At 53.1% G+C, this 20,411-nt stretch carries 21 protein-coding genes; 11 read left to right on the forward strand and 10 right to left on the reverse strand.

Annotated features, from left to right (window positions below; translation table 11 throughout):
• Position 1: 1 nt before the first annotated feature.
• The gene (gene yjeH / locus ACWWFX_RS18400; protein WP_456146972.1) at positions 2–1,240 is read right to left on the reverse strand and encodes an L-methionine/branched-chain amino acid transporter; all 1,239 of its coding nucleotides are present in this window, start codon (positions 1,238–1,240) and stop codon (positions 2–4) included.
• A gap of 251 nt (positions 1,241–1,491) precedes the next feature.
• Here yjeH and ACWWFX_RS18405 point away from each other — a divergent pair, with 251 nt between their 5' ends.
• From ACWWFX_RS18405 to ACWWFX_RS18415, 3 genes are all read left to right on the forward strand, one after another.
• A complete protein-coding gene (locus ACWWFX_RS18405; RefSeq protein WP_003855929.1) occupies positions 1,492–1,785 on the forward strand; it encodes a co-chaperone GroES in 294 nt (97 codons plus the stop codon).
• A gap of 43 nt (positions 1,786–1,828) precedes the next feature.
• Positions 1,829–3,472 (forward strand): chaperonin GroEL, encoded by a 1,644-nt coding sequence (groL, locus tag ACWWFX_RS18410; protein WP_276220724.1) that lies wholly within the window; start codon positions 1,829–1,831, stop codon positions 3,470–3,472.
• Between the two features lie 134 nt (positions 3,473–3,606).
• Positions 3,607–3,960 (forward strand): DUF4156 domain-containing protein, encoded by a 354-nt coding sequence (locus ACWWFX_RS18415; RefSeq protein WP_015966237.1) that lies wholly within the window; start codon positions 3,607–3,609, stop codon positions 3,958–3,960.
• Between the two features lie 55 nt (positions 3,961–4,015).
• On the opposite strand, the gene yjeJ is transcribed toward ACWWFX_RS18415, so the two are convergent.
• Positions 4,016–4,873 (reverse strand): YjeJ family protein, encoded by an 858-nt coding sequence (gene yjeJ, locus ACWWFX_RS18420; RefSeq protein WP_276220721.1) that lies wholly within the window; start codon positions 4,871–4,873, stop codon positions 4,016–4,018.
• 203 nt (positions 4,874–5,076) lie between these two features.
• Positions 5,077–6,105 (reverse strand): EF-P beta-lysylation protein EpmB, encoded by a 1,029-nt coding sequence (gene epmB / locus ACWWFX_RS18425; RefSeq protein WP_473224440.1) that lies wholly within the window; start codon positions 6,103–6,105, stop codon positions 5,077–5,079.
• Between the two features lie 40 nt (positions 6,106–6,145).
• Here epmB and efp point away from each other — a divergent pair, with 40 nt between their 5' ends.
• From efp to sugE, 4 genes are all read left to right on the forward strand, one after another.
• Positions 6,146–6,712: an elongation factor P gene (gene efp / locus ACWWFX_RS18430; RefSeq protein ID WP_276220717.1), complete on the forward strand. Its 567-nt coding sequence runs from the start codon at positions 6,146–6,148 to the stop codon at positions 6,710–6,712.
• 67 nt (positions 6,713–6,779) lie between these two features.
• Positions 6,780–6,911, forward strand: coding sequence for an entericidin A/B family lipoprotein (locus tag ACWWFX_RS18435; protein WP_041686332.1), 132 nt, complete (start codon positions 6,780–6,782; stop codon positions 6,909–6,911).
• 104 nt (positions 6,912–7,015) lie between these two features.
• Positions 7,016–7,162 carry a lipoprotein toxin entericidin B gene (ecnB, locus tag ACWWFX_RS18440; RefSeq protein WP_015966233.1) on the forward strand — a complete coding sequence of 49 codons (147 nt, stop codon included), beginning with the start codon at positions 7,016–7,018 and terminating at the stop codon, positions 7,160–7,162.
• A gap of 157 nt (positions 7,163–7,319) precedes the next feature.
• Complete coding sequence (gene sugE, locus ACWWFX_RS18445; RefSeq protein WP_015966232.1) at positions 7,320–7,637, forward strand: quaternary ammonium compound efflux SMR transporter SugE; 318 nt, start codon at positions 7,320–7,322, stop codon at positions 7,635–7,637.
• Here sugE and ACWWFX_RS18450 read toward each other — a convergent pair.
• The 6 genes from ACWWFX_RS18450 to frdA all read right to left on the reverse strand — a co-directional run bounded on the left by ACWWFX_RS18450 (position 7,634) and on the right by frdA (position 12,749).
• Positions 7,634–8,164 (reverse strand): lipocalin family protein, encoded by a 531-nt coding sequence (locus tag ACWWFX_RS18450; RefSeq protein ID WP_276220714.1) that lies wholly within the window; start codon positions 8,162–8,164, stop codon positions 7,634–7,636. The two genes, sugE and ACWWFX_RS18450, sit on opposite strands and share 4 nt — an antisense overlap.
• An 88-nt stretch (positions 8,165–8,252) precedes the next feature.
• Positions 8,253–9,395 carry a CMY2/MIR/ACT/EC family class C beta-lactamase gene (gene ampC, locus ACWWFX_RS18455; RefSeq protein WP_473224441.1) on the reverse strand — a complete coding sequence of 381 codons (1,143 nt, stop codon included), beginning with the start codon at positions 9,393–9,395 and terminating at the stop codon, positions 8,253–8,255.
• Between the two features lie 60 nt (positions 9,396–9,455).
• A complete protein-coding gene (gene frdD / locus ACWWFX_RS18460; RefSeq protein ID WP_108476109.1) occupies positions 9,456–9,815 on the reverse strand; it encodes a fumarate reductase subunit FrdD in 360 nt (119 codons plus the stop codon).
• A gap of 10 nt (positions 9,816–9,825) precedes the next feature.
• Positions 9,826–10,221 carry a fumarate reductase subunit FrdC gene (frdC, locus tag ACWWFX_RS18465; RefSeq protein ID WP_276220710.1) on the reverse strand — a complete coding sequence of 132 codons (396 nt, stop codon included), beginning with the start codon at positions 10,219–10,221 and terminating at the stop codon, positions 9,826–9,828.
• A gap of 10 nt (positions 10,222–10,231) precedes the next feature.
• Entirely contained in the window at positions 10,232–10,966 is a 735-nt protein-coding gene (gene frdB, locus ACWWFX_RS18470; protein ID WP_149465074.1) for a fumarate reductase iron-sulfur protein, read from the reverse strand.
• The gene (gene frdA / locus ACWWFX_RS18475) at positions 10,959–12,749 is read right to left on the reverse strand and encodes a fumarate reductase (quinol) flavoprotein subunit (RefSeq protein ID WP_473224442.1); all 1,791 of its coding nucleotides are present in this window, start codon (positions 12,747–12,749) and stop codon (positions 10,959–10,961) included. The genes frdB and frdA overlap by 8 nt, the downstream gene beginning before the upstream one ends.
• Before the next feature lie 329 nt (positions 12,750–13,078).
• Here frdA and epmA point away from each other — a divergent pair, with 329 nt between their 5' ends.
• From epmA to ACWWFX_RS18495, 4 genes are all read left to right on the forward strand, one after another.
• Positions 13,079–14,056, forward strand: coding sequence for an elongation factor P--(R)-beta-lysine ligase (gene epmA, locus ACWWFX_RS18480; protein WP_276220707.1), 978 nt, complete (start codon positions 13,079–13,081; stop codon positions 14,054–14,056).
• Positions 14,057–14,291: 235 nt separating this feature from the next.
• On the forward strand, positions 14,292–15,794 hold the full coding sequence (gene yjeM, locus ACWWFX_RS18485) for a glutamate/gamma-aminobutyrate family transporter YjeM (RefSeq protein ID WP_276220705.1): 1,503 nt from the start codon (positions 14,292–14,294) through the stop codon (positions 15,792–15,794).
• Positions 15,795–16,009: 215 nt separating this feature from the next.
• Positions 16,010–16,720 carry a hypothetical protein gene (locus tag ACWWFX_RS18490; RefSeq protein ID WP_473224443.1) on the forward strand — a complete coding sequence of 237 codons (711 nt, stop codon included), beginning with the start codon at positions 16,010–16,012 and terminating at the stop codon, positions 16,718–16,720.
• Positions 16,717–17,031 carry a YjeO family protein gene (locus ACWWFX_RS18495; protein ID WP_473224444.1) on the forward strand — a complete coding sequence of 105 codons (315 nt, stop codon included), beginning with the start codon at positions 16,717–16,719 and terminating at the stop codon, positions 17,029–17,031. Before ACWWFX_RS18490 ends, ACWWFX_RS18495 begins: the two co-directional genes overlap by 4 nt.
• A 37-nt stretch (positions 17,032–17,068) precedes the next feature.
• Here the strand turns inward: ACWWFX_RS18495 and mscM are convergent, their stop codons facing one another.
• On the reverse strand, positions 17,069–20,395 hold the full coding sequence (mscM, locus tag ACWWFX_RS18500; RefSeq protein ID WP_473224445.1) for a miniconductance mechanosensitive channel MscM: 3,327 nt from the start codon (positions 20,393–20,395) through the stop codon (positions 17,069–17,071).
• Between the last annotated feature and the right edge of the window lie 16 nt (positions 20,396–20,411).

Genomic DNA, 20,411 nt, shown 5'->3' on the forward strand with positions numbered 1-20,411 from the left:
TTTACGCGCCACTGCTTTTTGGCAGGAACAGCCAGAACACCGCCAGCATCACCAGCGCGTACAAACACTTCCATCCCACCATCGCCAGCAAAACGACGCAAAGCAGCGCGCCCGTCACCGCCAGCGCTTTATAACGCCCCTTCAGCAAGCGGCATCCCGCCAGCATGCACAGCAAATAGATAACAATGAAGATGCCGTTAGCGTAGACGATCAGCGCATCAAGGTTGATATCGAGCCAGAAAATTGCCAGCGTGCTGATCACACAGCAGCCTAATACCGCGTTCAGCGCATTAACGGGAAGCTGCTTTTTCGACAGGCGTGACAGCGGGCTCTGCGGCTTATTTTGCGCCTGTGTCCAGACCAGACGCGCGAAGCTCTGGATATAGATGTTCAGGCTGGCAAAGCAGGCGAGGTAGCCTATCACGCAGGCCACCCACAACGCCTGAACGCCAAAGAGTTGCACCACAATAGTGGGCAGTGAGGCGGCGGCCGCCAGTTCGCTGTTATAGGCGTTGAAGTGCAGCACCACCACTGTACAGGCCCAGTAAACCGTACCCGCGAGCAGCAGGCCAATCATCAGTGCGCGCGGGAAATCGCGCTCAGGATTTTTAAATTCAGAGGCCAGATGGGCGAACGCTTCCAGCCCGACGAAGCACCAGAACATCACGGAGAGCGCTGAGAACAAATGGTCGGGTGCAATTTGCGTGACGGGCGGGAAGGGGATTGCGCCCAGGCGAATATCGCCAAACCACCAGATGGCGGCAATGAGTGCCACGATGAGTACCGCAACCAGCGTTTGCAGGTTGGCGCTGGAACTTGCCCCGCGCGAGCCCAACCACCAGACAATCGCCAGCGTGCCAATCTCCGCCAGCAACAATTGGCTGTCGTGCCAGCCAAACAGCGCCTGACCAAAACCGGTGGCGATATGCAACGCCGCAGGGAGACCAACGGGGATAACCGAAAGGAACAGCCAGCCGGTCACGCGCGCCAGACGAGGGCCAAACGCCATGTCGACAAAGTGCGCCACGCCGCCTGCGCTGGGGAAGTGACGGCCCAGAATGGCGAAAACAATGGCGACGGGAAAGACAAGAATAATCAAAACGGGCCACGCCCACAGGCTATCGCCCCCGGCAACTAACGCCGCCAGTGCAGGAACCGCAAAGACGCCGGTTCCCAACAATGAAGTTGAAAGTAAACCTACACCCTGAGCCAACCCCAGCTCTTGTTTCAGACCACTCATGACCGCGTCCCGGCATTCGTAAAGAAACGGATAGTAACACAACCGTTATTGGCTGAAACGCAAGCGATTTACCCTGCTTTTCGTCGGGGTACACCGTTTCGCAGCGATCGCAATTTTTTCTGAAATTTTTTTCGACTTGCCCCTTGAAGGGCAGAGGGCCCATCCCCATCTCTCTGGTCACTAGCCGGAAAACCGATCGCGGCCCGGCGTCACCCATAACTGATAAAGACTTTCTCAAAGGAGAGCTATCAATGAGTATTCGTCCGTTACATGATCGTGTGATCGTCAAACGTAAAGAAGTTGAAACGAAATCTGCTGGCGGCATCGTTCTGACCGGTTCTGCAGCAGCAAAATCAACTCGTGGCGAAATCATCGCTGTCGGTAAGGGTCGCATCCTGGAAAACGGGACTGTGCAGCCGCTGGACGTTAAAGTTGGTGACATCGTTATTTTCAACGATGGCTACGGCGTGAAATCCGAGAAGATCGACAACGAAGAAGTGTTGATCATGTCCGAAAGCGACATTCTGGCAATTGTTGAAGCGTAATCCGCGAACGACACTGAACATACGAATTTAAGGAATAAAGATAATGGCAGCTAAAGACGTAAAATTCGGTAACGACGCTCGTGTGAAAATGCTGCGCGGCGTAAACGTACTGGCAGACGCAGTTAAAGTAACCCTGGGCCCGAAAGGCCGTAACGTGGTTCTCGACAAATCCTTCGGTGCGCCGACCATCACCAAAGATGGTGTTTCCGTCGCGCGTGAAATCGAGCTGGAAGACAAATTCGAAAACATGGGCGCGCAGATGGTGAAAGAAGTTGCCTCTAAAGCGAATGACGCTGCAGGCGACGGTACCACCACCGCGACCGTACTGGCTCAGTCCATCATCACTGAAGGCCTGAAAGCTGTTGCTGCGGGTATGAACCCGATGGACCTGAAACGTGGTATCGACAAAGCGGTTCAGGCAGCAGTTGAAGAACTGAAAACCCTGTCCGTACCTTGCTCTGACTCCAAAGCTATCGCGCAGGTAGGTACTATCTCCGCTAACTCCGACGAAACCGTAGGTAAACTGATCGCAGAAGCGATGGACAAAGTCGGTAAAGAAGGCGTGATCACCGTTGAAGACGGTACCGGTCTGGAAGATGAGCTGGACGTGGTTGAAGGTATGCAGTTCGACCGTGGCTACCTGTCTCCGTACTTCATCAACAAACCGGACACCGGTGCTGTTGAGCTGGAAAGCCCGTTCATCCTGCTGGCTGACAAAAAAATCTCCAACATCCGCGAAATGCTGCCAGTTTTGGAAGCCGTTGCGAAAGCAGGCAAACCGCTGGTTATCATCGCTGAAGACGTTGAGGGCGAAGCGCTGGCGACCCTGGTGGTTAACACCATGCGCGGCATCGTGAAAGTAGCTGCTGTTAAAGCTCCGGGCTTCGGCGACCGTCGTAAAGCTATGCTGCAGGACATCGCAACCCTGACTGGCGGTACCGTTATCTCTGAAGAGATCGGTATGGAGCTGGAAAAAACCACGCTGGAAGATCTGGGTCAGGCGAAACGCGTTGTTATCAACAAAGACACCACCACCATCATCGATGGCGTGGGTGAAGAATCTGCGATTCAGGGCCGTGTTACTCAGATCCGTAAACAGATCGAAGAAGCGACCTCTGACTACGATCGCGAAAAACTGCAGGAACGCGTTGCGAAACTGGCAGGCGGCGTTGCCGTTATCAAAGTCGGTGCTGCTACCGAAGTTGAAATGAAAGAGAAAAAAGCACGCGTTGACGATGCCCTGCACGCGACCCGTGCTGCGGTAGAAGAAGGCGTGGTTGCTGGTGGTGGTGTTGCCCTGGTTCGCGTTGCAGCGAAACTGAGCGCCCTGCGCGGCCAGAACGAAGATCAGAACGTCGGTATCAAAGTTGCGCTGCGCGCAATGGAAGCGCCGCTGCGTCAGATCGTCCTGAACTGCGGTGAAGAACCGTCTGTTGTCGCTAACGCGGTTAAAGCGGGTGAAGGTAACTACGGTTACAATGCCGCAACTGAAGAATACGGCAACATGATCGACTTCGGTATCCTGGACCCAACGAAAGTAACCCGTTCTGCTCTGCAGTACGCGGCATCCGTTGCTGGTCTGATGATCACCACCGAGTGCATGGTAACCGACCTGCCGAAAGGCGACGCGCCTGACTTAGGTGCTGCTGGTATGGGCGGCATGGGTGGTATGGGCGGCATGATGTAATCGTGCGCTATACCCCATAGCAACAAAGAAACCCCTGGTCAGAAATGACCGGGGGTTTTTCTTTTGGTCATCTTTTTAGTATAAGGTTTACACACGGACGACATGCGTCCAGCTCATTGATTGTGGGGAATAACATGCAGGTAAAATATTTAGCAGGGATCGTTGGCGCCGCGCTGCTGTTAGCTGGCTGTAGTTCCAGCAACGAATTAAGTGCGGGTGGGCAGAATGTTCGCTTCGTTGAAGATAAGCCGGGCGCAGAATGCCAGCTGTTAGGTACTGCAACAGGTAAACAGGGAAACTGGCTTTCTGGCCAGACGGGCGAAGAGGGTGGCTCGATGCGCGGTGCGGCGAATGCGCTGCGTAACCACGCGGCAGAGATGGGCGGCAACGTGATTTACGGTGTCAGCAGCCCAACTCAGGGTATGCTTTCAAGTTTTGTGCCGACCGACACCGAAATGAACGGCCAGGTTTATAAGTGCCCGAACTGATTTTTCAGGGGCGCTAATTGCCGGATGGCGACGTTATCGCCGCCATCCGACGCCATCAGGCCGGTGTTTTCACCGACTGGACGCGTAAATGATACAGCGCGCGCAAACACTGCTCTTGCGTCAGCTGCTGCCCGTTATTCGCGTTTAAGGTTCTGACATATACCTGGCACGGCGTGCCGGCCAGTTTTTTCAGCCGTGGGCTGAAATCGATCAAACGACGAGAAATTGCCTGCGCTTCTTTACTGCCTGATGGCGTACGCGTTTTAACAATGCTGCCGCTAAAACACTCTTTGCCTTCTTTATCGGTAAAGCGATAAAGCACGGCCAGATAATGGCTGAACAGATCGTGTTTCCACTGCGCCTGGTCGTAGAAGTCATATTCCAGACTGCCTTTCTCCTGACAATCAGCATCATACAGCGGCAGGAAGTCCAGCAGTGAAGAAATACGCAGCGCCAGCTCTTTCATTCCTGCATTATTAATGGAATGAATAATTGCTTTGACCAGCAGGTCAATCTGCAATTCATTAATCGTCAATTCGACGCTTTCCCCACGATGCAGTTTTAGCGTAATGGTTAATTCATCTTTACCGTTTTTAGACAGTTCCAGCCCATCGACGCGGAAATTGACATCGGCATGGCGTAACTCCTCTTCCTGAAGCGCAGGTACGCTTTCCAGCATCTTTTTACCGGCTTTATCGCGGGCTTTCTCATACTTCTGCAATTCATCGCCTTGCAGCTGATGCAGCGCCGCAAGGCGGCTTTCCATGGCGATGAGGAGATCTCTGAGTACCAGCGCAGGGAAAAAGAAGAGAGATTCTTTATTTTTTTGCTCTTTGATTTTTAAGGCTAATGCGACAAATGCATTTCCCTGACGAATAACACCGGTATTAACGCTTTTAATATTCAATGCCATGTTGGTTCTCCATAACCATATATCTTGTAAATGCTTAATTGAAAATTATAGATATATATTATTAATTAGGGCGATATCAGCTGGTGAAGTAAAATATCACAGCTATTACTGATGTCCAGATAAACTCAGTCCAATAACTATTATTAAGATAATAAATATATATTAATCGAATAATAATGCCCTCATAATAGAGGGCAGATGAATTAATGCTGGCGAAGCTGAAGATCCAATGGCGTTTTGCTGGGCTCGCCGCCAATTTCACGTGCCAGTTTAGGCACCATATAACCGGAAATCAGCGTCAGCAGTTCACGCATAATGGTACGCGCTTCGTCATCGCTCACCAGGAAATGGGCTGCGCCCTGTACTTTATCGAGCACGTGAAGGTAGTAAGGCATCACGCCCGCATCGAAGAGCGCGTTACTGAGGTCAGCCAGCGTTTGAGCATTATTGTTCACGCCGCGCAGCAGCACGCTCTGGTTTAACAGCGTCACGCCCGCCTGGCGTAAACGCGCCATCGCAGCACGAAATTCATCGTCTATCTCTCTGGCATGGTTGATGTGATTCACCAGCAGAATTTGTAGCCGACTTTGTGCGAAACGCGTAACCAGCACATCGGTGATGCGTGCCGGAATAACGATTGGCAAGCGGCTATGAATGCGCAGACGTTTAACATGCGGAAGGGCTTCAAGGTGCGTTATCAACCACTCCAGCTCATGATCTTTCGCCATTAACGGGTCGCCGCCGGAGAAAATAATTTCGTCCAGCTCAGGATGCTGCGCGATATAGTCGAGCGCGGCCTGCCAGTTGCGTTTGTTGCCCTGGTTTTCCGCATACGGGAAGTGGCGACGGAAGCAGTAACGGCAGTTCACCGCACAGCCGCCCTTCACCAGTAGCAACGCCCGGTTACGGTATTTATGCAGTAGCCCTGGCACCACGCTGTGCTGCTCTTCCAGCGGGTCGGTTGAGAAACCGGGCGCGGTGATGAACTCGTCCTGCACGGTTAAAACCTGACGCAATAACGGGTCATTTGGGTTACCTTTTTCCATCCGGGCGATAAACGCACGGGGAACGCGAAGCGGGAAAAGACGTTTCGCGTCTCTTCCTGCGAGCAATTTTTCATCAGCGTCTACATTTAAAAGACGTAATAGTTCATCCGGATCGGTCACAACATCGGCAAGTTGCGATAACCAATCTTCTCTGGATGGGGTATTTAGGGTTACAATATGCGCCATTTTGTGGCTTAGCTACCATTTCACAATTTCAGAGGGCCTTATGGCGACTTACTATAGCAACGATTTTCGTGCTGGTCTTAAAATCATGTTGGACGGCGAACCGTACGCGGTTGAAGCCAGTGAATTCGTTAAACCAGGTAAAGGTCAGGCGTTTGCTCGCGTTAAACTGCGCCGCCTGCTGACCGGTACCCGTGTAGAAAAAACCTTCAAATCTACTGACTCCGCTGAAGGTGCTGACGTTGTCGATATGAACCTGACTTACCTGTACAACGACGGTGAGTTCTGGCACTTCATGAACAACGAAACCTTCGAACAGCTGTCTGCTGACGCAAAAGCGATTGGCGATAGCGACAAATGGCTGCTGGATCAGGCTGAATGCATCGTGACTCTGTGGAACGGTCAGCCTATCTCCGTTACCCCGCCGAACTTCGTTGAACTGGAAATCGTTGAAACCGATCCAGGTCTGAAAGGCGACACCGCAGGTACTGGCGGTAAGCCGGCGACCCTGTCCACTGGCGCAGTGGTTAAAGTGCCGCTGTTCGTTCAGATTGGCGAAGTTATCAAAGTGGATACCCGCTCTGGCGAATATGTATCCCGCGTGAAGTAATCCATGTTATAAATGGATGAATGAGGGCGCAGCACGGCGCTGCGCCTGATGATTTCAGGCAAGGATGATGACCCGTACCGTAAAAACACTTCTACTGCTGATTGTCGCCGGCGCATTGCTGAGCGGATGCAACACCGCCCGTGGTGTTGGAGAAGATATCAAAGATCTCGGCAGCATTATTTCTCACGCCGCCAGCTAACCCTTCATAATTCTTAAATCGTTCTCCTTTTCCGTCGAAGCGCGGGAATTTGTCTATGCTTAACAGGCTACATGCATAAACATTGACCATTAAAGGACGATATGATGATTAAGAAAACAATTGCAGCGTTTTTTACCGTGGTAGTGCTTTCATCCGTACTGACGGCGTGTAATACAACACGCGGCGTTGGCGAAGATATTTCTGATGGTGGCAATGCGATTTCCGGTGCGGCCACTAAAGCTCAGCAGTAATTTGCGCCTTTAAACGGTACGGCGACCTCTCCGTACCGTTCTTCCTGTTTGCCCCTCGCGTTTACGATTGATAAAATAACGCTTCACCATCGCCTTGCGGGACGACCCGTAAGCGCCTCTTTTCATCGGGGACGGCCCCATTTCTCTGGAGCCTGTTATGTCCTGGATTATTCTACTTATCGCTGGTTTACTTGAAGTGGTTTGGGCGGTTGGCCTGAAATACACCCATGGGTTTAGCCGCCTGACGCCAAGCGTCATCACCATTGCGGCTATGATTGTCAGTATGGCGTTGCTTTCCTGGGCGATGAAAAGCCTGCCGGTCGGCACGGCTTATGCGGTCTGGACCGGCATTGGCGCGGTGGGCGCTGCCATTACCGGAATTCTCCTGCTGGGTGAATCTGCAAGCCCCATGCGTCTGGCGAGCCTGGGGCTGATTGTTGCGGGGATCATCGGCCTGAAACTCAGCACCCATTAATGGGGCTGTTTCACCCAAATTAGCTTACTGATATCAAACCCCTGCCGGGTTGCGACGGCCAGCATCTGCTGTTTCATCTCATCTGAAATAGTCGGTGTGCGTGAGAGTATCCACAGGTAGTCGCGATCCGGCCCGCAAACCAATGCGTGGCGGTACTCTTTATCGAGGGCAATCACGTTATAGCCACCGTAGAAGGGTCCGAAGAACGACACTTTTAGGGCGGCGCGGTTTGGATCGCCGGTGAAATACGCTTTCCCCTCGGTTTTCTGCCACATCGCCCGATCCGGGTTATAGCCTTTATTTGTCACGTTCAGACCACCGTCATCACGCAGACGATAAGTTGCGGTGACTTGTTCCAGCCCGCTTTCAAATCGGTGATCAAAGCGGGCAATTTCGTACCATGTGCCAAGGTAGCGAGTAGTATCAAATGGCGTCACAACGGTAACGCCTTTTGGCGGCGTCGGGGAGCTGCAGGCAACCACCAAAAACGCGGCGGCGACGGCGGCGACAACGGGCAGGATGCGCATAAGAGTTTCCTTACTGGTTTTCTGTTAAGTGTAGATGACAGCAGGAAAATCGAGTGGGAACGGCCTGCCGAAACAGGCCAGAAATCACTTATTTCAGCGAATTCAGAATTTGATACGCGGCGGCTACGCGCGCAGGATTGGGGTAGTTTTTGTTTGCCAGCATCACAATGCCGAGTTCTTGCTGCGGCACAAAGGCGACGTAGCTACCAAATCCGCCGGTTGCGCCGGTTTTATGCACCCATGATGCGCTTACGGCGGGCGCTGGCGGCGTTATCGCTTTCGCTGGCAGCGCGGCGAGGGCGATTTTACTGTCGCTGCCGTTGACGATGGTGTCAGGGTTGACCGGCCAGTTCAGCATTTCCCAGCCTAATCCCTGATACATTTCGCCAATTTGCCAGTAGCGCGACTGTGCCAGTGAAATGCCCTGTCGCAGAGTTTTCTCTTTGATTTTGCTGGCATTCATATTGAACTGCACCCAGTGCGCCATATCCTGAATACTGGATTTCACACCATAGGCTTCGGCATCCAGTTGGCCTGGCGAGACGTGCACGGCTTTTCCATCGCGATATCCCCAGGCGTAGTGTTTCTGTTCGGCGGCCGGGACGGTGACCCATGTCTGCGTGAGCTTAAGCGGCTGCAACACGCGTTCGGTCATGGCCTTCTCAAAGCTCAAACCGGAAGGTTTCACCGCCATCGCGCCAAAAAGCCCAATGCTGGCGTTGGCATATAAGCGGTGCGTGCCCGGCGCCCATTCTGGCTGCCAGTGTTGATAATAGCGACGCAGTTCAGCATCGGTCGTCACGTCGTCCGGTACCTGTAGCGGTAAACCACCTGCGGTGTAAGTCGCGAGATGCAGCAGCGTAATGCCCTGCCACTGTTTCCCGGTGAGTTCTGGCCAGTATTTTGTCGCCGGGTCGTTCAGGCTAATTTCCCCACGCGCGATAGCGTCGCCGCCCAGTACGCCGGTGAAGGTTTTACTGACTGAACCCAGCTCGAACAGCGTCTGTTGCGTGACGGGCTGCTTTTTCGCGACGTCGGCGTCACCCCAGGTAAAGTAATACGGTTTGCCCTGATAGATGACCGCGACGGCCATGCCAGGAATGGCCTGCTCTTTAATGAGTGGCGTAATGACGCGATTAACGATTTCCGTTATCTGTTGTTCAGTGTGAGGTGCGGCAAGTGCGGTGCAGGAGGCGCCAAGCAGCAGCGCGCAGAGAGACGTTTTGAACATGACCAGGCTTCCATACAAAACGGCCCGCCAGTGGCGGGCCGGATTAACATTAGGACTTCATCAGATGGTGACGATACCAATCAGCGTCACAACCGTCAGAATAGCAGCCAGGCCGTAGAAAACCCACTTTCCGCTTGGAACGTGAATTTTCAGATCGTGCATCGCGTGGTGAATACGGTGTAAACCGCACCACAGCGGCAGCACAATCATCAGGAACAGAAACGCACGGCCAATAAAGCTTTGTGCAAAGGCCAGCACGCGCTCATAGCTCAGCGCATCGCCCGGGAACAGCCCCAGCGGCAGCATGATGCCAACCAGCAGGACAATCACCGGCGCGACGATTGCGCCCCACATCCCGCCTGCGCCAAACAGGCCCCAGAATACCGGTTCGTCAGAACGTTTTGGATTTGGATTAATCACCCTGGCCTCCTTACCAGAACAGTGCCACAAACAGCACGACCACGGTGACGAGAGCCGTCACCACCCAGAGCCCTTTGATAATTGGCTCTGGCCCCATTTTTGCGCCTTTTACGATAATATTGGCGGCTTTCGGCGCCAGCTCAAACCAGGTTTTGGTATGCAGTAGCGCACCCGCGAGGGTGATCAGATTCAGGATCACCACAATCGGGTTTTGCAGGAAACTGACATAGTTCGCCCAGGACTCAGGCCCGTGCTTCAGCGAAAAAATGCCGCAAATCAGCAAAACGCTGAACCAGACAACGGTCACCGCCGTTCCTTCACGCAGCATATAGAAGCGATAAAACGGCAGATTTTTCCACCAGGTGGACGGCATTGGCCGCACATAGGGTTTGCGTTTAGTCGTCATGATGCACTCCTTAGCGTGGTTTCAGGGTAGCGATAAGAAAGTCTTTCGAGCTTTCCACTTTACCCTGCTGAATGGCCGCTGCCGGGTCGACGTGTTTCGGACACACTTCGGAGCAGTAACCGACGAAGGTACAGCTCCAGACACCATTCTGGCCGTTCAGCTGTGCCATACGCTCTTTCTTCCCGTGATCGCGGCTGTCTTCGTTATAACGGTGCGCCAGAGTAATGGCGGCAGGGCCGATAAACTCAGGGTTCAGACCAAACTGCGGGCAGGCGGCGTAGCACAGGCCGCAGTTAATGCAGCCGGAGAACTGATGATACTTCGCCATCTGCGCAGGCGTCTGGTTGTTCGGACCCTGATCCGGCGTACGCGAATTGCCGATGATGTACGGCTTAATCGCTTCCAGGCTTTCGATAAAGTGCGTCATATCGACAACCAGATCGCGTTCGATCGGGAAGTTGCCCAGTGCCTCAACCTTAATGCCTTTGGTGTAATCGCGCAGGAAGGTCTTACAGGCCAGCTTCGGCACCTTATTGACCATCATGCCACAGGAACCGCAGATCGCCATACGGCAGGACCAGCGATAGCTCAGGTCCGGCGCCAGGTTATCTTTGATGTAGCCCAACGCATCCAGCAGCGAGGTGGTTTCATCATAAGGCACTTCATAGAATTCGCTGTGCGGCGCGGAGTCCACTTCCGGGTTGTAGCGCACCACTTCGATTTTCAGGTTATGCATCTCAGCCATTCGCTTTCTCCTTTTTATCGGCTGCTTCAGCTTCGCCACCGTAGACACGCTTGGCTGGCGGCAACGTTGTGATTTTCACATCGCTGTAGTCCAGACGCGTGGTGCCGTCGGCATCGCGGAAAGCAAGCGTATGCTTGAGGAAGTTAACGTCATCGCGCTCGGTGCAGCCTTCGTCCAGACGCTGGTGCGCGCCGCGAGACTCTTTACGCGCCATTGCAGAGTGCGCCATACATTCGGCAACGTTCAGGCCGTGGCCCAGCTCAATGGTATAGAGCAGGTCAGTGTTGAACACACTGGAAGTATCGGTGATGCGTACGCGTTTGAAGCGTTCCTGCAGCTCGGCCAGCTTATCGATGGTTTTCTGCATCAGTTCCGGTGTACGGTAGATACCGCAGCCTTCTTCCATCGACAGACCCATTTCGTCGCGGATCTTCGACCAGTTTTCGCTACCTTCCTGATTAACCAGTGCTTTCAGGCGGCTTTCAACGTCAGCAACCTGAGCATCCAGCGCGGCGCTGTTGGCTTCGCCTGCCATTGCAGCGCGTTCCATTGCCTGTTCGCCCGCCATGCGGCCAAAGACCACCAGTTCAGCCAGCGAGTTGGAACCCAGACGGTTCGCGCCATGCAGGCCGACGGAGGAACATTCGCCGACGGCAAACAGCCCTTTGATGCGGGTTTCACACTGCTGATCGGTTTCGATACCGCCCATGGTGTAGTGCGCGGTCGGGCGAACCGGAATCGGCTCTTTCACCGGATCGACGCCCACGTACGCTTTCGCCAGTTCGCAGATGAACGGCAGGCGTTCCAGCAGTTTTTTCTCGCCCAGATGACGCAGGTCGAGGTAAACCACATCGCCGCGCGGCGTGGAGATGGTGTTGCCTTTACGCCACTCGTGCCAGAAAGCCTGAGAAACTTTGTCGCGCGGACCCAGTTCCATATATTTGTTTTTCGGCTCGCCCAGTGGGGTTTCCGGGCCCATGCCGTAATCCTGCAGATAACGGTAGCCGTTTTTGTTGACCAGAATACCGCCTTCACCACGGCAGCCTTCCGTCATCAGGATGCCAGAACCTGGCAGGCCGGTTGGGTGATACTGAACGAATTCCATATCACGCAGCGGAATGCCATGGCTGAGCGCCATACCCATACCATCACCGGTGACGATGCCGCCGTTGGTGTTGTAGCGATACACACGGCCTGCGCCGCCGGTCGCCATCACCACTGCGTTGGCGCGGATCTGTACCAGCGTGCCTTCCATCATATTCATCGCCACCAGGCCGCGAGCCTGACCATCATCGACCAGGATGTCGAGAACGAAATGTTCATCGAAGCGTTGAATTTGCGGGAATTGCAGAGAGGTCTGGAAGAGGGTGTGAAGCATGTGGAAGCCGGTCTTATCGGCGGCGAACCACGTACGTTCGATTTTCATTCCCCCGAAGCGGCGAACGTTCACGCTACCGTCCGGACGACGGCTCCACGGGCAGCCCCATTGCTCAAGCTGGGTCATCTCTGTCGGGCAGTGATGGACGAAGTAGTCCACGACATCCTGTTCACAGAGCCAGTCCCCACCGGCTACGGTGTCGTGAAAATGGTATTCAAAGCTATCGTGATCCTGCGCGACGGCAGCGGAGCCACCTTCAGCCGCAACGGTATGGCTGCGCATCGGATAAACTTTTGAGATTAAAGCTATTTTGGCGTTTGGATTTGCTTGCGCCGCGGCGATGGCTGCTCGTAGACCAGCTCCGCCAGCACCTATAATGGCAAGATCGGCTTGAAAGGTTTGCACGACATTCCTCCAGATTATTGTTATTCCGCACTCGCTCTAAGCAAAAGGTAGTTCACCTGATTACGACTCGCTATGGCGGAAACGTTTCCACTGCTCCTTTATGGGTAAAGCAGTATACCCGTAGAAATCTGAGGGAAATTTGATGTGTTCGATTATTTTTGAGTCTGATGGCCTCTAATCATCACTAATTTTGATTAATTTAATTACTAAACTACCCCTCGCTACTCCCTTGCGCCAACTGACCCGGCTAATAATTTCCGCACAAAATTTGTCTCGCTGACAGGTTACGAGTAGACTTCGTGCCCTTGTTTGAATCTGGAGAAAAAACCATGAGCGAGACGGCAACCTGGCAGCCGAGCGCATCCATCCCCAACCTGTTAAAACGCGCGGCTGTTATGACGGAAATTCGTCGTTTCTTTGCTGACCGCGGCGTGCTTGAGGTGGAAACGCCCTGTATGAGCCAGGCAACGGTAACCGATGTGCATCTGGTACCGTTTGAGACTCGCTTTGTGGGCCCTGGTCATTCTCAGGGTGTGAATCTCTATCTGATGACCAGCCCGGAATACCACATGAAGCGTCTGCTGGCGGCAGGCTGTGGTCCGGTATTCCAGTTGTGCCGAAGCTTCCGTAATGAAGAAATGGGGCGTCATCACAACCCGGAATTCACCATGCTGGAATGGTATCGTCCGCATTTTGATATGTACCGACTCATCAACGAGGTGGATGATTTACTGCAACAGGTCCTGGAGTGCCAGCCGGCGGAAAGCCTCTCTTATCAGCAGGCGTTCCAGCGTCATCTGGAAATTGATCCACTTTCAGCGGACAAAACGCTGCTGCGTGAGGTGGCCGCGAAACTGGATCTCAGCAACGTTGCCGATGCAGAAGAAGACAGGGATACCCTGTTACAGCTGCTGTTCGCTTTCGGCGTAGAGCCGCACATCGGTAAAGATCGCCCGACCTTTGTTTACCACTTCCCGGCAAGCCAGGCGTCGCTGGCGCAAATCAGCGCGGAAGATCACCGTGTGGCGGAACGTTTCGAGGTCTATTTCAAAGGCATGGAGCTGGCGAACGGTTTCCATGAACTGACCGACGCGCGTGAACAGCAGCAGCGTTTCGAGCAGGATAACCGCAAGCGCGCCGCGCGCGGTCTGCCGCAACAGCCTATCGATAAAAACCTGCTGGATGCGTTAGCGGCTGGCCTGCCTGATTGCTCCGGCGTGGCGCTGGGCGTCGATCGTCTGGTGATGCTGGCGCTGGATGCGGAGCAAATTGCCGACGTTATCGCCTTTACGGTCGATCGCGCCTGACGTCTTCGCGCGGCTATTATTGATGAAATATAGCCGCGCCTTATTTAAAGGAATCGTAATATTCACGTCACTTAGATAATGTAACCATCCCCTCTCTTTTTTACAGTTTTTCCTTCGTTATCCGCCAATATTGTCACAATAATAATCTGGTTTTTTGCTACTATCCGCGCTTTCGTCCCTGCCAGTCGGCGTGGGATAACGTTATTTGCGTTATGACTCTTTTTGGAACGGTAAGATGAACCAGTCTCTAAAAAAGATGAGCCTCACCGGGCTTATTCTGATGATCTTTACGTCGGTGTTTGGCTTTGCCAATAGCCCGTCGGCATTCTATTTAATGGGCTACAGCGCCGCGCCTTTTTATATTCTCTCGGCACTCTTCTTCTTTATTCCTTTTGCATTAATGATGGCGGAAATGGGCTCGGCGTACCGCAAAGAAGAGGGCGGTATCTACTCGTGGATGAATAACAGCGTAGGGCCGCGCTTTGCGTTTATCGGTACCTTTATGTGGTTCTCATCCTATGTGGTCTGGATGGTCAGTACTGCGGCGAAAGTGTGGGTGCCGTTTTCCACCTTTTTGTGCGGCTCGGATCAAACGCAGGTGTGGGCCTTCGCTGGCCTGACGCCCACACAGGCCGTCGGCATTCTCGCGGTATGCTGGATGCTACTGGTGACGTTTGTCGCCTCCCGTGGGATCAACAAAATCGCCAAAATTACCGCAGTCGGCGGAATTTCGGTCATGTGCCTGAATCTGGTCCTGCTGGTGGTGAGTATCACGATTATGGCGCTAAACGGCGGAAACTTTGCAGAGCCAATTAACTTTGTCGCGTCGCCGAATCCGGGCTACCAGTCTGGCCTGGCGATGCTGTCATTTGTGGTCTTTGCTATCTTTGCCTACGGCGGCATTGAAGCCGTTGGTGGGCTGGTAGATAAAACCGAAAACCCGGAGAAGAACTTTGCGAAAGGCATTATCTTCGCGGCGCTCGTTATCTCAATTGGCTACGCGCTGGCGATTGTCCTGTGGGGCGTGAGCACAAACTGGCAGGCGGTGCTGAGTAACCGGGCGACCAATCTTGGGAATATCACCTACATCTTGATGCACAGCCTGGGCGAAACGCTGGGGCATGCGCTGGGCTTATCGCCTGAGGCAACGACCTCGCTTGGCGTATGGTTTGCGCGCATTACCGGTTTGTCGATGTTCCTCGCTTATACCGGTGCGTTCTTCACCCTGATCTACTCGCCGCTGAAAGCTATCGTGCAGGGCACGCCAAAAGCGCTGTGGCCGACATCCGTCACGCGCCTGAACGCGAGCGGTATGCCGGAAACCGCGATGTGGGCGCAGTGTGGCCTGGTGTGTCTGTTTATTCTGCTGGTGTCGTTTGGCGGCGATACGGCTTCTGCGTTTTATAACAAACTAACGCTGATGGCGAACGTCTCAATGACGCTGCCGTATCTTTTCCTGGCGCTGGCGTTCCCGTTCTTCAAAGCGAAAACCGATCTGGAAAGGCCGTTTGTTATCTTTAAAACGCGCGCTTCTGCGCTGGTTGCCACGGCCGTGGTGGTGCTGATTGTATCGTTCGCTAACATCTTCACCGTTATCCAACCGGTGATTGAAGCAAATGACTGGAGCAGCGCCCTGTGGATGATTGGCGGGCCAATCTTCTTCTCGCTGATGGCGATGGGGATTTACGAGAACTATCGCCGCCGGACGGCGAATACGCCTGAGCTGGCAATAGAGTAACTGACGGGTATGAAACCTGAATTTGCAGCTGTTCAGGTTTCATACAGTAAAAAATTGGCTCCTCCTTTAACTGAATATATAAAAATTAATTATTTGCGGGGGTTATAAAAAAGACTTCTTTTTTTGATAAAAAATTTATCATCGTGACGATGAACTCATATTTTTAAGTTGGCAATAATTATGTTTCTCACCACCTGAATGGTGGAGGTGTGCGTATGGATGACCTGATTTTTTGTGATATTGATGAACATGGATTTCCCCATTGGGGATGGTTTGATTTTTTTCGGTGGTATGCATTACCTACGAGTGAACGCTTTATGACAGGAAAGGTATATCTTTGGTATTATAAGACAGCTTGGTTAGTCCATCATAGATTAAAGATAAAGAAGTATGCTTATGAGGCCAGGATACCAGATTTTTTACTTGCCGGTGTAGCTGTTACGGAAGTAGGCGGAACGCCAGAAAAATTTAAAGGGTTAGGTGTTCTGCAATTTCGACAGGTTATTGAGGAAATAATAAGTAATGACCAAACGTGGTCAAGTTCGACTTCAGTGGGATCAGTAGCTATCCAGATTGGCGTCGCTGCAAATACAATCGGTATACGGCCAGATACATTAACTCCATTCCAGCAGTTCCGTTTATCTCAGTGTTTGCTTGATAATGACTTTAACATCAGAGTGGCTGCCTTTCATTTACACGATTTGATTCTGTTTGATTATCCGGATGTTAATACTCTTTATCTAACTGATGAGCAAATAATCGTCGCGGCCTCTAGGTATAATCGTGGTATCGCAAGAGATAAAAGTGACATAATTAACTCTATATATCAGGCACCAGGAACAGCGGGGCGTGAATATAGTGAGTACGGGCGACAAATCATTAAAAAAAAGGAGATGCTACTTAAAATATTGAAGGCTGGTGAATGATGAAATGGAAATTTATAGTCAGTATTGTCTGGTTGCTGGTTAGCTTTATGTTAATCACTTTATTATCAACGCAGGATAAAGAGTGGTTAATTGATGGGGATGAGATTAGAAACATTTGTGATCTAATGAAATCTGTCGAAAATGACGATGTGCGTATCGTTGCTATGGTTATAACATTACCTCTATTTTTCCCTTATTTATATATATTAACTACTAAGAAAAAGAAAGGATGCTTCCAGTATATGTCAATGGCCAGCATTGTCTTGTTTTGGTTATGGCGCTTTATCTTACGTTATCAATTTTGTTGGTAAAGCTGGATATGTAGTTATATCCAGCTTTATTATTGAATTACAAACTTCCCGCCTTACGTCCGCGCCCAGCGGACGTTAACGTTCTTCCCGCTGGTGTTTTGCTGCCGCCCATGCTTTCCAGACGCATCTGGAACGGTGGGAACGGCATATCGATACCGTGCTCGCGGAAGCCCGCCAGAATCAGCTGGTGGATTTCGTGACGTAGCGGCATACGGTGGCCCATCTCCGCGGCGTAGATACGCAGTTCGAAGATTTGAATCCCCTGTTGCAGGTCGACCAGGAAGGCTTCCGGCGCTGGGTTATCAATTACCAGCGAGCAACGCTGTGCGGCGGTAAGCAGGATCTGCGCCACTTCTTCACTATTAGCGTCTGACGGCGCCGGAATGCTCAATACCACGCGGGTAACCGAATCCGACAGCGACCAGTTGATGAACTGCTCGGTGATAAAGGCTTTATTCGGCACGATAATCTCTTTGCGGTCCCAGTCGCTGATGGTGGTGGCACGGGTGTTGATTTTGGTGACGCTCCCGGTCAAATCGCGAATGGTGACCGTATCGCCGATACGAATCGGTTTTTCGCACAGGATGATCAGGCCAGAGATAAAGTTGGCGAAAATTTCCTGTAAACCAAAACCTAACCCGACACCCAGTGCCGCTACCAGCCACTGTAATTTCGACCACTCAATACCAATCATCGAGAAGCCAATCAGCCCGCCAAACAGCATCAGCAGGTACTTGGTGATGGTGGTAATGGCATACCCGGTGCCTGGCGTCAGATTGAGATGCTGGAGCAGTGCCAGCTCCAGCAGCGCAGGCAGATTGCGCACCAGTTGAGTGGTGATGATAAACACCAGAATCGCAATCAGCACCGCGCCGAGCGTAATGGGCTCAATACTTTCCACGCCCTGCACGGTTGAGGAGACATCCCACAGCGAGATATTTTCCAGGAAGCCGAAAGCGGAGTGAATTTCCGACCACAGTACAATCACCGAAACCAGCGCAATCAGCATCAGAATCGAGCGTACCAGCCGCAGCGACTGGGCGCTGATGGTGTCGAGATCGACTTCACTGACCTCGGCTTCTACCGAACCTTCCAGGCTGGTGGAGTGGGTCTCTTCTTCGCCTCTGGCGCGGTTTGCCAGCATCTCTGCGCGTCGATGTTTGGCACGGTCAAATGCCAGACGGCGGCGCTGAATCAGCATCCAGCGGCGGATGACGTGATAAATCACCAGCAACAGGAACCAGATGGCGACCGAGGTTTCCAGACGCGCCAGCAATGCCTGTGATGTTGCCAGATAACCGACGGCAGCCGCGAGGATCGCGACCATCGGCGCACCGGAAAGCAGGTTCCACAGCAGGCGGTTTACCATGTTATCGCCATCGCCCTCTTTATCGAGCCAGAGGGGAATGCCTGCGCGTTTCAGGCTGAGCGTGACCACCGCCAGCGCGCCGCAAATCAGGATGAAACACAGCCTGCCTAATGAGGCGGAAAACTCGCGATCGTTGAGATTATCGAACATGATCAGCGCCATAATCAGCGGCACGATAAGCCCGATGCTCATCAGATAGTAACGCATCGCCCGCAGCACGCGGTTGCGCGGCCAGCCGAAGTGCACGATGAACAGGCCATTTGGACGGGCAAAGGCGGCGCAGATCATCACCACCCACAGCAGAGGTACGGTGGCGGTTACGCCATCGCCAATCGCCACGGCAAGCGGGTATGGCCAGGCCTCCTGAAGGCCATAACCCAGCGTTGCCCACAGGACGGGCAGGGGAGAAGCGACCAGAATCGACCAGAAAACGGTACGCATGGTCAGCCAGAAATGATCCTGGGTGACTTTGCCAACGCGCGCGCTGGAACGTTCCAGAAAACGGGTGAAGTGTTTGCGCGAACTGATACTGAAGCCCACCAGAATCAGCGCTGCAAAGAGCGGTAGCAGCGTCTGCTTGCTGGTGAGCATCATTGCCGTGGCTTTACCTAGCTGGCTGAAGGTATCCAGCGAGATTAAGCGGCGCAGATCCTGCACCACTTCCAGCGGCCAGCTGAAGTCCATTGGCCGCACGTCTGAGGTCCAGAACAGATAGCGGTGGGTGGCTTCATTCACCTCTTTTAACGCGTCTTCCAGTTGGCTATTGGAAACTTTCAGCTTGGTAAGTTCCAGAATCAGCGTGTCGCCACCCTGCAACAGCGAGTTGAGGAGTTCACGCTGAGTGCGAAGCTGCGCTTCCAGAATACGATTTTGCTCGGCGGTAAGTGGTTTGCCATCAGCCTGCTGGATCTGGCGCAGTTGTGGCTGCTTATTGAGTAAATCTTCATAGCGCAGACGATGCACGCGCAGCTGCGCCATTTCGGTATCAAGCTGCTGGGGCTTGGGCATTTCCGGCAGGCGAGCAACCTGCGCGCGTAACGCTTCGCCTAACAGATTAGAGGAACCCAGCCATTGCGACTGTTCGCGCAGCGTGTTCAGCGCCTGACGAACCTGCAAGGTTTGGCCTGTCGCCTGACGCTGCTGCGAGGCCACCAGGTCCATACGCTGAGCCTGTTGATTCAGTGCCTGGGAAAGCTCACGGTTAACTTTGAACTGATTAACAATCCCGACGGGCAGATTCGCGCTGTTTTCGGCAAGCAGTTCGGTGCTTTCCAGCGCCCGCTCGGCTTCGCGCTGGCGCTGGCTGTTGAGCTGATTGCGCAGCGCCTGAAGATATGCATCCAACTGTTCGCCCTGTTTCTGCGCCAGTTCTGAACGCATGCGTGACAGCTCCTGGCGATTGTTCGCCGAAAGCTGCGCCAGTTCCAGTTCATCAACCAGCGCCTTCAGGCGTGCGGAATCGGCCTGTAACGCCAGGTTTTGCGCCTGCGCCTGTGGTGTGTTGGCCGTTTGCGTGCCGACGCGGCGTTCCACTTCATTCAACTGGCGACGGGCATCGGTTTGCTGTTGCGGCAGCTGATTCAGGGAGTCGGCGATTTCCCGTGCGCGTTCCTGCTCCTGCTGCGCCAGGCGGCTTTTTTCCAGCAACTGGCTGCTGACCTGAAGAATTTCCTGACTTAGCGCGTCAGCGCTCATGCCTTCAGGAACCTCGCGCGGCTCTTCGCGCAGGTTATTCAGTTGGGAGCGTAATGTTTGGGAAAGTTTAGGAAAGTTGTCGATCACATGCTGATACTGCGTGGCGCGCTCAAGGGAGCCTTTTCGCTCCTCAAGCGCGTTCAGCGCACCCTGCAAGGTTTCAACGGTTTCGGGCTGGGCAGGTTTGGCGGATTTAGCCTGCTCCAGCTCCTGAGCTATCTGTTTGCTGTCGGGGGCCGTCGCTGCGTACGCCCCCAGGCTGAGGCACCAGGCCATCAGGAAAGTGATAATCAGGCGCACGTCAGAACCCTTTTTT

The organism is Pseudocitrobacter sp. 2023LY-00077 (assembly GCF_055796175.1).